8 protein-coding genes are annotated in these 12,051 nt (G+C 66.1%); 1 reads left to right on the top strand and 7 read right to left on the bottom strand.

Features of this window, described 5'->3' with window-relative positions:
- Positions 1 to 5 precede the first annotated feature (5 nt).
- Positions 6 to 1,361, bottom strand: coding sequence for an O-antigen ligase family protein (locus ACXR2W_RS05555; RefSeq protein ID WP_458813035.1), 1,356 nt, complete (start codon positions 1,359 to 1,361; stop codon positions 6 to 8).
- Positions 1,362 to 1,488: 127 nt separating this feature from the next.
- Here ACXR2W_RS05555 and ACXR2W_RS05560 point away from each other — a divergent pair, with 127 nt between their 5' ends.
- Positions 1,489 to 2,778, top strand: a complete 1,290-nt coding sequence (locus ACXR2W_RS05560) for a YveK family protein (RefSeq protein WP_458813037.1) — start codon at positions 1,489 to 1,491, stop codon at positions 2,776 to 2,778.
- A 12-nt stretch (positions 2,779 to 2,790) separates the two neighbouring features.
- On the opposite strand, the gene ACXR2W_RS05565 is transcribed toward ACXR2W_RS05560, so the two are convergent.
- From ACXR2W_RS05565 to ACXR2W_RS05590, 6 genes are all read right to left on the bottom strand, one after another.
- Positions 2,791 to 3,633, bottom strand: coding sequence for a CDP-alcohol phosphatidyltransferase family protein (locus tag ACXR2W_RS05565; protein WP_458813039.1), 843 nt, complete (start codon positions 3,631 to 3,633; stop codon positions 2,791 to 2,793).
- Positions 3,626 to 7,420 carry a fibrinogen-like YCDxxxxGGGW domain-containing protein gene (locus ACXR2W_RS05570; protein ID WP_458813041.1) on the bottom strand — a complete coding sequence of 1,265 codons (3,795 nt, stop codon included), beginning with the start codon at positions 7,418 to 7,420 and terminating at the stop codon, positions 3,626 to 3,628. The genes ACXR2W_RS05565 and ACXR2W_RS05570 overlap by 8 nt, the downstream gene beginning before the upstream one ends.
- A gap of 59 nt (positions 7,421 to 7,479) precedes the next feature.
- Positions 7,480 to 8,100 (bottom strand): hypothetical protein, encoded by a 621-nt coding sequence (locus ACXR2W_RS05575; RefSeq protein ID WP_458813043.1) that lies wholly within the window; start codon positions 8,098 to 8,100, stop codon positions 7,480 to 7,482.
- A gap of 87 nt (positions 8,101 to 8,187) precedes the next feature.
- Positions 8,188 to 9,660 carry an oligosaccharide flippase family protein gene (locus tag ACXR2W_RS05580; protein WP_458813045.1) on the bottom strand — a complete coding sequence of 491 codons (1,473 nt, stop codon included), beginning with the start codon at positions 9,658 to 9,660 and terminating at the stop codon, positions 8,188 to 8,190.
- A gap of 74 nt (positions 9,661 to 9,734) precedes the next feature.
- On the bottom strand, positions 9,735 to 10,499 hold the full coding sequence (locus ACXR2W_RS05585) for a WecB/TagA/CpsF family glycosyltransferase (protein ID WP_458813047.1): 765 nt from the start codon (positions 10,497 to 10,499) through the stop codon (positions 9,735 to 9,737).
- A gap of 2 nt (positions 10,500 to 10,501) precedes the next feature.
- On the bottom strand, positions 10,502 to 11,947 hold the full coding sequence (locus ACXR2W_RS05590; RefSeq protein WP_458813049.1) for a sugar transferase: 1,446 nt from the start codon (positions 11,945 to 11,947) through the stop codon (positions 10,502 to 10,504).
- Between the last annotated feature and the right edge of the window lie 104 nt (positions 11,948 to 12,051).

Genomic DNA, 12,051 nt, shown 5'->3' on the forward strand with positions numbered 1-12,051 from the left:
GCAAATTACGCAATCGGGTGACGCGGTTCACTGCTCGCCGCGACTTCTGTGCCTGTTTCTATCGCAGTTTCTCCGCTGCATCTGGCCGCTGCATCAATCGGCACCGGATCAAACTCGCGCAGCGCAATCGCGGCCGCCATGAAGCTCACGATGAGGCCATTGGGTAGAAGCCCATAGTAGAAGCACTCCACAAAGATCACGAGCTGCACTGTATGTAGCACGAGCACTGCCGGGCGTCGCCAGCGTGCAGTGGCCCAAAAAAACCATCCGAGCGCGAGCAAAAAGCATACGAGGGCTGGCAGCCCATGCGAGAACATCACCATCCACACGTGACCCTGTGTACCCACCGCGGGTTCAGCGATGTACGAGGGGCGCGGCGCACCGTACCCAAACAGGGGCGAATCCAGTGTGCGAGTCCAGGTTTCTTCGTAGATCATCGAGCGGGTGGTCGTCGAGCCGCTCACTTCGACTCTGTCGGTGAGCCGATCAAACACATCAAGGCTTGCCGCGGCTACCAACGCCACCGCCCCGAACGTTCCCAGTGCAAGCACTTCTCTGAATCGGCCCGCGAACATGAATCTCACGAAAAGATAGGCGGCCGCAACGCCCAGCCCAATAAACATGCCACGGTTGAGCGAGAGAATAGCGGGCACGAGTGACACCGGAACTGCCAGCAACACGAACCAGAACTTCCACCCCCGGCGCACCACTTCCAGATAAGCGACAGCGATGGGGAGCGTAAGCGAATATACGTTGCCCCAAGCATTCGTGTAGAGGAAGGGCGCCGAGGGGCGTGGCTCTAAGTCAAACCAGCCGTCAGCGTTGTACTGGGCAGTGCGCCTGATGGCCATCTCGCCGACGACCTCGTTGCTCAGCATCGACTGCGGTAGCACGTAGGCGAGGGGCGATCTGAAGGAGAATTCGGGGAAGAAGACGCCGGCGTAGCCGCCGATCCAGGTGTACACCCACAGCAGAGTGAGCAGCCCGAGCACATACTGCAGCGAGACGCGTTCGCGGGCGTTGTAAATATAAACGAAGACGACGGTGACGGTGAGATACAGCAGCGCGCGGTAAATGAAGCCGACGAGGCGGCCCGACGTGTCGATACCAATCACCGAGATGAGCATGAGTAGCAGAAAGAGAAACCAGATGCCGATGCCGCGCGGCACGCGCAGCCTGCCCCGACGCAGCATCAACAGCAGCATGCAGCACGCGATGGGAATCCAGGCCATATCGGCGAGACCGGTCGCCCACCAGAGTGGAAACCAGGCGATCATGAGGGTGAGCGGCCACCGCGGCAGCACAGCAGCGTAGGCACTATCGCGCGCAACAGCGGCCGCAACCCTACGAGTGGCGTCCATGCCCTCCCCGTTCCCTGTACTTCCCCTTAGGATAAGCACACCTGCAGGAGTTCGTTCGACTTTTTGTGCGAGCTCCCCACCAGGGAAGGCACTGGGCACCGACGCACTGGGCATGGAGGAACTGGGCATGGACGCACAAGGCACACACCCCGAGTCAATTCGGCTGTCGTACTACTTCACCGTGTTGTGGCGACAGCGACTCGTCGTGCTCAGTGGCATTGCGCTTGGACTGATAGTGGCGCTCGGGGTGCTCGTGTTTGCACCGCGCACGGTGACGGCGACAACGGCGGTGAACCTTAACGTGATTACGACCGAGCCATTCAACCAGCAGCGCCCCGCCTCTGGGCTGCTTGATGTGCAGACCGAGGCCGATATTGCGAGTTCACACGTTGTGGCGCAAGAGGCATCCAAGCTACTCGATGGGCGGCTGTCAGCGGCAGAAGTGCGGGAGGCTTCTAAGGTGTCTGCCGCGGGTGGTGCAACGGTAGTTCGGGTGGCGTTTACCGCGCCGACGCAGCAGCAGGCGGTGGCGGGCGCTGACGCGGTGGCCGCCGCCTATCTGAGCGTGCGCAAGGATCAGGCCGAGCAGCGCATCGACGCTATGCTGTCGAGCCTCAACACCCGACTCGAGGCGCTCAACAAGGACCTGCTCGAGATCAACAAGGTACTCATCGCGGCGGCCCCCGACAGCACCGAGTATGCGCAGGCTGCGTCGCAGCTGCAGCAGGTGCAGGTGGAACTCGATGGGCTGCTATCGCAGCGCAACGCGCTAAGTTCGGTCGACACGACGGGCGGCATTATTCTCACGTCTGCGCAAGACAGTTACCCCGTGCAGAGCCCGTCGCGCACTATGACCCTGGCGACCGGACTGGCTGTGGGGCTTGTGCTGGGGGTGATCGCGGCCTACGTATGGAACGCGCGCGACCGGAGGCTGCGTACGACCGCCGAGATTGCTGCGGCGCTTCGTGCGCCGCAGCTCGCGTCGCTTGAACCGCCGCGCGGGCAGGCGCGCGAACGAGGGCGAACTCAGGGTGGGCCTGATTTGGCGGGGCTCACGAGCGCACAGTTGACCGAGCAGATGCGGGTGGTGCGCGAGCGGCTGCACGGTGCATCAAGCACGGCGGCGAGCGCCGCCGCCTACGCGGCCCCGGCCAACCTGCTGCTCTATGACGCCAGGCGACAAGAGGCCGCACCGCTCACCCCAGACGCGCTCGGCGAGGTGACCGAGGGCGAGGTTGAAATCACCGTGGCCCAGCAGGGCGAGTCGCTCGCAGACCAGCTCGCCGCTCTGCGCGAAGCCAAGAGCGTCATCGTGCTGTGCAGCCCGCGCACGGCACGCACCGACGACCTGGAGTGGCTGCGCACCGAGGCCGACGCGGCGAGTACGCAGGTGCTCGGCTTCATCGTGGAGCCGTAGCGTTCAGGCCGCTCAGGCGAGACTGCGCAAGCGGTTGTACTTGCGCTTCATTGAGACGGCCGCGTACACGGCGTTGATGGCAAACAACGCCGCGTAGGCGGGCGCAAAGAGCGCGGGCAGGCCCCACAGCACGAAGCTCCAGCACAGGGTGCCCGTGTCGAGGGGCAGCAGTCCTAGCGACTTCACGTTCTGCGGACCGGCAGCATGACCGGCAGCAGGCCCAGCAGCACCCTGCCCCGCGGCAGACCCGCGTGTGTGCGCTGCGGCAGGCACGACACCCGGCACAGCGGGCGCCCCCGCAACAGCCCCACCCACGTCTGCAGCCCCGCGCGCGAGCGTACTCTGAATAACGAGCTGCTCGGCAAGGATCTGACTCGTGAACTGCGCCGACGCGATGACCGCGTACGCGAGCGCGACACCGCTCAACCACCGCGAGCCCGGCAGGTGCAGGTACGCGGCGACTGCGACGGCCACGTGCGTCAGCGGCGTGCGCGTCGCATCAACAACATGGTCGAGCCACTCCCCCGCCGGCCCGCCGCGGCGAGTGAGCCTCGCGAGCTGCCCGTCTGCCGAGTCAAACGCGAACCCGAGGGCCAGCAGTACTGCCGCCCCAACGCCCGCCGCGAGGGTCGGCCCGAACACCACGATGACGGCGAGGCCCGCGAGCGATAGCGCGGCACTCACTGCCGTGACCGCGTTGGGGGTGAGTCCCAACACGGCCGCGGCTGCGGCGATGCGGCGCCCCGCGGCCCGGTTCACCCATCGGGTGTAACCGGGCACGCCAGCGCTGCTCTTCTGCGCCCATGCGAGCCGCCGCAGGTTCTCGGCATAGCCCGGTCTACGCGTCTCATACATGTGTCTCGCCCCGCTCTGCTATTCGCGCCGGATCAGGCATCCCGCCAACAGCAGGTGTCGGGATGCGGTCGGCGTCGCCAGTGGCCGCGGTGTCGGCCTTGTCGGCCTTGTCGGCTTTGTCACCAGTGTCACCAGCATCACCAGTGTCACCAGCATCACCAGTGCCACTGGTGTCAGCCGTGTCAGCCGTGTCGGCCGGCGGCGCCACGGGCGGAACCGGCGGCGCCACAGGGGGTGCGGCCCGTAGCGGTGTCGTACTGAGCGTGCCCACGGCCCGCAGCGCGAAACTATGGCTCGGGGTGGCTCTATAGCCCGAGTGCACCGACACCGCGATCACGTTGGTGCCGGTTACGAGCAGCTCCCCCGGCACCGTGATGGTGACTGGGTTAGCGAGCGCCGCAGCGGCGCTCGGCGACGCCGTCGCATATGTCGTCACGCCCGCGACGCCGGCTGCAACGTTCTGCCGCCCCACCTCCGTGCCGTTCACGTAAACGACGATGCCGTCGTCGGCCCGCGTCGTCAGTTCTACCGACTGCACGAGCGTCGCGTCGGCGACCTCGAACGTACCGCGATAGAACGACGCGAGCGGCGCGGGGGCTGGCGCGCTCAGCAGCGTCGCTAGCCCCGTGTGCCCCCACCCGAGGGGTGCCAGCCCGTTCGACCAGGCAGCCGCGTCAAACTCGGCGTTCTGCCACCCGGCCCCCGGCCCAACCGCGTCGTACAGGTACGACCAGTCCGCTGCAAACGGCTTGTAGGTGACGGTCTCGGCTCGCACCGGCTCGGCACTGAGCGTCGCAACGGCCTGTAGGTCGAAGCTGTGACTTGGGGTGCTGCGATATCCCGAATGCACCGACACGGCAATGGTGTTTGTGCCGCTCACGAGCAGGTCGCCCGGCACCGTAATCGAAACCGGGTTTGCGAGCGCCGCAGCGGCATTCGGTGAGCTCGACGCGTAACTCGAGACACCAGCAGGGTTCGCTGTCACGTTTTGCCGGCCTACCTCGGTACCGTTCACGTAGACGACGACACCATCGTCGGCCCGCGTGGTGATCTCTACCGATTCCACCCGCGCAGCGTCTGCAACTTCGAAGGTCTTGCGGTAGAACGAGGCGATTGGCACGGGCGCCGGGGCGATGAGCTCAGTTGCGATGCCTGTGTGCCCCCAGCCCAGCGGCGCCTCGCCCGTCGCCCAGGTCGCTGCGTCGTAGGCTGCGCTCTTCCAAGCGCCGCTCGGCCCGGCCGCATCAAACAGGTACGACCAGGTATCGCCCGCGCTGACGTAGGTTTCGGTGAGCGGCTCTGCGGGTGGTTCACTCGCCAGCACGACCCCGGTCGATGCAGACTTGTTACCCTGCGCGTCGACGGCCCGCACGAAATAGCGGCTATCGGCCCCGGCTGGCGGTAGCGTCGCGGTGAGACCAGCGCCGGCTACAGCGGCTACGGTCGCGACCACGCGGTCGTCGCGCAGCACCTCGTACCCTGTGACCGCGCGGTCGTCACTCGAGGCCTGCCAGGCCAGGGTGACCCCGCCGACGTCGCCGGTAGCAACGAACCCCGCGGGGGTTGACGGCGCGGTGACATCACGCGGCAGATGTCTTGTGAAACCGCTCGACCACTGCCGTACATAGCCGCTGCGGGTCGAGTATGAGTAGTCGCCGCCCTGCCACAGGGTGCCGCCCGAGTCAACAAACAGCGCCCATGATCCGGCGCCACGGTACGTGCTAAACGCGCCGTTGAAGTCGGTGATGCGTTCACCGGTCGCGGCGCTCCAAGCGCCCGTGCCGTAGATCGCGTTCGCCGAGCTCCACGTCGTACCGATTGAGGGCCACAGCGTCGCCCCCTCGTACTGCGTTTCAAAGCAGTGGCAGCCGCCGTACACGGCGTTGCCATCGGTGGCGATGGCTTGGAAGTCGCCACCGTTATTGCCGATCGTGGTGCTCAGCAGCGAGAAGTCGTCACGCGAATAGCTAAACAGCGAGTGTTCTGCACCGCCCAACCACACCCGGTCGCCCACTTCCTTCACGGCCTGCTGGTACCCGGCACGGCCGTTCAACCTGTTCGAGAACTGCACGGTCCAGGGAAATAGGTCGTTGCTCGTCGCCGAGACCGCGGCCCCCTTGTCGGCGTCGCGGCCGCGCGACTGGCTAAAGTAACCGGCGAAGTACACCCGGTCACCCCGCTCTGACGCGTCGACCGCCATCACGGTGCCGTTAAACTCTGGGTTCCAATCTGCGGCAGGGGTGCCGTCGGTGACTGAGAACCGTGCGGCGGCTCGCATGTACCGCTCTTGTGTCGTTGAACCCCCGGTCGCGTGAGTGAAACTGCCGGCGGCGTAGAGCCACCCGTCTTGCACGTCAAGGGCCCGCACGAGCGGAAACCCGCCGCTCAAGTAGTTGATGAGCCTGCCCGTGAATTGTGGGTCGAGATCGCCCGTGGTGCCGTTGAGCACGACGAGCCCATACCTCGGCTCACCGTTCACCTCGCTAAAGTACCCGCCCGCGGCGATGCGGTTGCCTGGCAGAGCGACGAGCGCACGAATCGCATTGTTGAACTGCGGCCGAAACACCGGGTCCCACTCCCCCGTCGCACGGTCGAACGCGGCGAGGTAGCTCTGCTGCACGGCCCCGCCCCCCGACGCGGTCCGCTGCACAGTCGTGAAGTTACCACCGACGTACACTTTGCCAGCGTCTTCGGTGAACGCGGCAACCTCGTTGTTGCCCTCGGTCGAGGCTGGCCCCTGGCCGAGGCCTGCGACGCTCCACGGCTGCGACTGCGCAAAGCTTTCGGCGACGGCTGCGCCCGTGATTGCTGGGGTGCCCTCGTCAGGAATCGCCGAGAACAGGTCGCCGCTCGTGAGCTGCGGCCGCAAGAACACCTGCGTGAATGGCCGGGCGTACCCTGTCGACGTGTCTTTCGCCCACAGGTAGCTCGTCGCCGACGGGTTACCCCGCACCAGCGAGCCAAACCCAAACCCCATCTTCCAGCCCTCGTTCGAGCCGGTGACGGTGCGCACCCGGTTGAAGGAGTTGTCGCGCCCAAAGTTTGAGGTTTGCCCGCCCGTGCCTGTCGTGTTGCCAAACTTGTAGCTCGCGACGCGCTGCTGGTTATTGAACTGCCAGGTCCAGTCTGTGCGCGGGCTCGAGAACGTAAACGTCGCCTCCTGCCATGACGTGCCGGCCTGGTTCGTCGCCCGCACGAGGCGCACCCCGTCTGGCAGGTCCTTAATCGAAGTGTTGCCCACCAGCTGCCCGATGATCGCGCTCGAGAGCTGCCTGGGCGCAAACGCCTCAGGCCCGGTCACTGCGCTGCGCACCTGTTCTGGGGATCCGGATCCATTATTCGAGATGCCCCAGTCTTCTCGGCCGCGGCCCACCAGCACCCAGCCGCCGCCCGCGCGCTCTTGGTCGCAGTAGAACTGCTGCGGCCCACCCATGGCAGGGGTGGCGAGCCAGTAGACGCCGCTGGGGGCGGCGGGGGTAGTTTGTTTGATCTCCCAGCAGGAGGCAGCAGCGCTCGCCTCGGTGAGCCCGTCTATCGCGAGCGCGGCAGAAGCTTCTGCGGTCTGTGGCACTGCCGCACGCGGCGCTTCGGTCGGCGGGGCTTCGGTTTGCGGCGCTTCGGTCCGTTGTGCGTTGGTTGACATGGGCTGGGCTTGGGCGGGTGTCGCCCCCACCGGTAGCGGCGCGATCAGTGCGCCGAGCGTGAACGCCGCGGCGGCGGCGAGCGCGACTTTGAGGGAGGCAAGGGTCGCAGGGCGGCCCCCCACCTGGGTGTGCGTGAACATCATTGTTCTCTTTCGTTCGGTGGTCTGGTGCGAGTGTGAAGCGGTGCGTTGGCGCAGGCGCGCTAGCAGGCGGGATCGTCAGAGAACGTGTGCGCTAAGACGCGCCACACTCCGTCGTCACCCGCGGTGAGAGTAAATATGTGCAGGGCGCGTGCGGCCGCCGGATCAGGAGTACCCACCGGGTTGCCCGCCGAGTCTTTTACCGTGACGTTCGAGTAGTCGAGGCAGCTGCGCACCGTCGCTTGTGTAGCGTCGGCGTCGGTGACCTCGGTACTCACGACGGTGGGTGCGCCCGAGAGGCTCCACTCGTTGGTGACGAGCTCTTGCCACTGGGCGGTCAGCTCTTCGAGGTAACTGCCCTGCGCGACGTTCTCGAGTTGTTTGGCAAGGTCGGCGTCGGTGTCGCCCGTGTCGAGGGGCACCTGCGCCACCTCTTCAAGCAGGCTCGTCGCCTGCTTCTCGGTGCGAGGGCCCGCCGCCTCCAGCTGAAAGTCACCTACAGGGGGGAGTGACTTGCCGGGGGCGGCGGGGGCTTGTGGGGACTGTGTGAGCCCGGTCTTTGCTTCGGAGGCGTCGCCGATGTCTGCCGAGTTCGCCTGGGCAATTCGGCTGGCGACCGCCGTGCCCACCCAGGTAGCGCCGCCAGCAATCACAACGGCTGCGAGCGCGAGCCCGAGGAGCAAACGAGTGGGTCTACGTGTCCGTATTGGTTTTTCTACACTTGTATTCATGATTCCCCTGATATCTGTGAATTGTTGGTGATTTCGTGGCTATCGCTGAGATGTGAGCATGGTGAGACCCAATCGTTGTCGCCTCGTGACACAGCAGACAAGGTAGGCGGTGACGGCAACACCGGCCGCGACGAGCAAGCCCGGCCAGGTTGCGCCCCAGATCAGTCGCGCGGTGACCGCGGGTAGCGCCACGCTAAGCGTGCATACGGCAAGCGCGTAAAGCCCGGCCGTGAGCGACACCGGCAGCCGCAGGACCCACCGAATCTCTGCCCACGCGAGCAGCGCATCAGTCACACAGGCGGCGGTGAATGCGACTGCGGCACCCGTGACCCCCCACATCGCCATGAACGGCGGGATGAGCGCGACGTTAAGCACCACCACTATGGCTTTATTGACGGCGGCCAGCCCGCTGCGGCCAGCGGTCAACAAGATTGTCTGCACGTTGCCAGCGAGAAACGCCGTGAGCACGCCCACGCACATCACGGTGAGCGCGGTGGATCCGCCCACAAACTCCGCACCAAACACGCTGAGCACGACGGGCGAGAACACCGCGATGAGAATAAAAATGGGGGCACTAAACAGCACGAGCCACGTCGTGGCCGTGACGTGCAGCGTGCCGACCCCTTCAAAGTCGCCACGGTTGTGTAGTCGGCTAAACAGCGGTGCGACAACGACCCGCAGGGCCGCATCGACCACGAGACCGGCCGCCACGAGCCGCGCTGCCACCCCGTACACTCCGGCTTCTGCCGCGCCACCCGTAACTCCCACGATGAGCACCGAAAGCCACACGAGCATTTGTTCAAGCGCGGCCGAGACAACCCGTGGCAACGAGAACTTGATGACGCGTGCAGGGATGCCCGAGCCCCGCAGCGGCAGGCTCGACACGGCAGCGGTGACGCGTCTGATCTGGCGTGGCAGCAGCAGCAGCGCTGCGGCGAGCGCCACGAGGGCGGGGGCCGCCCACGCGAATGCGACGTAGGTGGTCGTCGTACCGAGGGCCACAAGCGCGACGACGAGGAGTAGCCGCGCGAGCGGGAGCCCGATGCTGCCGATTGTCACGTACTCTGCGATGCGCCCGAGTGCGCGGCTCACAGCGAGTGCGGTGAGCAGCATCGCGAGGAACGGCAAGAACACAATGCCAGCGCGCACGGCGGCGAGGAGCGGCGCACCTGAGCTTTGCGCGGTGATGAGCTCTGCGCTCACAAACACGATGCCGGCGCACACGAGGCCGGCAGCCCCCGAGGCGAGTATGAGAAACCAGGCTGTTGCGCGCACCCGACGGGGCTCGTCGTCGAGTAGGCGAGGCAGCAGCCAAACGGCGGTGGAGTCCATGCCGAACCGGGCGAAGCCAAGCGCGATCATGAATACGGCGATCGCCTGCAGCACGATGCCTGAGTCGGCGTCGCCGAGGCCGCGCGCCAGCACGAGCACGAGCATGAATCCGAGCACCGCGCTGGTGATAGCACCCGCGAAACTGAGCACGCTCTGTTTGCCAAGCTTGGCCCGGTTCACACTGGACAGTGGTGCGGGTGCGATCTGCGCGGCTGTGATCTGCTCGGCGTGAGGAGCAGTGTGCGCGGCGGGGTTCACGGTGCCCCCGTGGTGAGGCGCTGACGCGCGAGGGCGGCCATGAATTGGGTGTTTCCGATGAGGTAGCGCCCCGCGAGGCGGCGCGGTTCAAGCAGCACACGCCATGCCCATTCGAGGCCCGCGCGAATCATCCAACGAGGTGCACGCTTGTTGGCGCCGCTAAGCCAGTCGAACAGCCCACCGCAGGTGAGCACGGCGGCGGGGAGCTTCTCAGCGTGCGCCGCCACCCATCGTTCTTGCACCGGGTTACCGAGTCCCACGAAGAGGATGCGGGTGCGGTGGCGGGCGATATCAGCCGTGATGCGCTCGGTGTCGCGCTCGCTGAAGTAGCCGTGGTGGGTGCGCAACTGAAGACCTGGGATCTGCGCGCGCAGCTGGTTGGCGGCGTGCTCAGCGACTCCGGGTTCGGCGCCCAAAAAGTAGACGGGAATGCGGTCGCGTGCGGCGGCCCACAGTACGGGCACCGCGAGGTCTGTCGTAGCGAGCCGCTCGGGAAGGCTGCGGCCGAGCAGCCGTGATGCCCAAACGATCGACTGCCCATCAGCGTACGTCGTATGCTGCGCCAAGAAGTCACGCAACCACGGGTCTTTGCGAGCCAGGTTGCACACGTGCGCGTTGACACCCACGGCAACGTGTACGCCGGGCTCTGCGCTCCAAGCGACAATCTGTTCGACAAGGCTGCGCTCGGTGAACGAATCGATCTGCACTCCTGTGATCGTGACGGCGTCTGAAGGGTGCTGTTGTGCGTGCAGAGCAGCCATGATCAGTACGCCCCCTGGTGCGAGGCGACCACGCGAGCGGTGCGCCAGATGATCTGAATGTCGTTGATGACCGACCAGTTCTCGACGTAGCTGAGGTCGAGGCGCACGCTGTCCTCCCACGACAGGTCGCTTCTGCCGCCCACCTGCCAGGGGCCGGTGATGCCGGGCTTCACGTACAGCCGGCGCATCACCTCGCCGTCGTAGGTGGTGACCTCGCGCGGCAGCGGCGGCCTGGGGCCAACGACGCTCATGTCGCCGCGCAACACATTCCAAAACTGCGGCAGTTCGTCGATGGAGAGCCGCCGAAGTAGCGCCCCCACCCGGGTCACCCGGGGGTCGTTACGCAGCTTGAACAGGGATCCGGAGCCCTCGTTCGCGGCCTGAAGCGCGCTGAGCCGCGCTTCAGCATCGGGCACCATGGTGCGAAACTTAAACATTTTGAAGAGCGCGCCGTCCTTGCCCACCCGCGGTTGCGAGAAGAACACGGGCCCGGCGGAGTCGAGCTTGATCGCAAGCGCGATGAACGGTGTCGCGACCGCGATCACCGCGAGCGCGGCGAGCGACACAGTGATGTCGAGCCCGCGTTTCAGCAGGTAGTGCCCGCCCTCGTATGACGGGATCTTGATCTGCACCATCGGCATGCCGTCGACGGGGCGAAACGAGATGCGCGGGCCGACGACGTCGGTGACCCGGTTTGACAGCAGCAGGTTAGCGGCGGCGCCCTCGAGCTGCCAGCTCAATTCACGTATGAATCCGGGGTCGCCGTCGGGTTGTGTGGCGACCACGATGGTGTCGGCAGCGATCGTCGCGGCCGTCTCTTTGACTCGCTCGATGGGGTGCGCCAGCTGCTCATCGTCGCCCGTAAGAATCGCGCCGACCACGTGAAACCCGCTCGCCTCGGCATTCAAAGACTCGACGGCGTAGGCCACATCTTGTCGGTCACCGACCACGAGCACCCGCGAGCAGTAGTGCCCGTTTTGGCGCTGCGCGCGCAGCCAGCGGCGCAGGCCCCAGCGCGATACCAGCAGCCCGGCGAGCCCGAGCGGCAGTGCCCCAAAGAGCAGTACCCGGTCGCCGGCCCAGCCGACGAGTAGCGCCCACACGGCCACCGCGCCGAAGGCGAGGCCGGTCGCGTGAGCGACGCGCTGGTATTCGACCGCGCCAGAGCCGAGGCAGCGGGTCTCACGGCTGCGCATCCCGGCAAGAAAGAAGCTCCACGCGAGCAGCAGCACGACCGCGGCGAGCGCTGAGCGCGGTGTGATGTCTGCGATGAGCCACTGCAGCGCGGCGGCGATGGCGATGGCGAGCACGAGCACGAGGTGGTCGCTCACGCGCAGGCTCCAGCGGAAGCGGCGCTCCCAGCGGCGGCGGTGCTCGAGCGTTGGCGAGGTGCGAGGGGAGACCGCAAGCGGTGCCATCGTGGTCTCGTAATCTCGTTGCACCAGCATGTCATCGTCCCCTGTCGCGCCTTTGCGTTTGATGGGGCCAGGCTACGAGCGACGGTGGTGCCAACCAGGGCGAAATACGCAACTCTTACGCAGGGGTCACGCAG

Source organism: Leucobacter faecis (assembly GCF_054456695.2).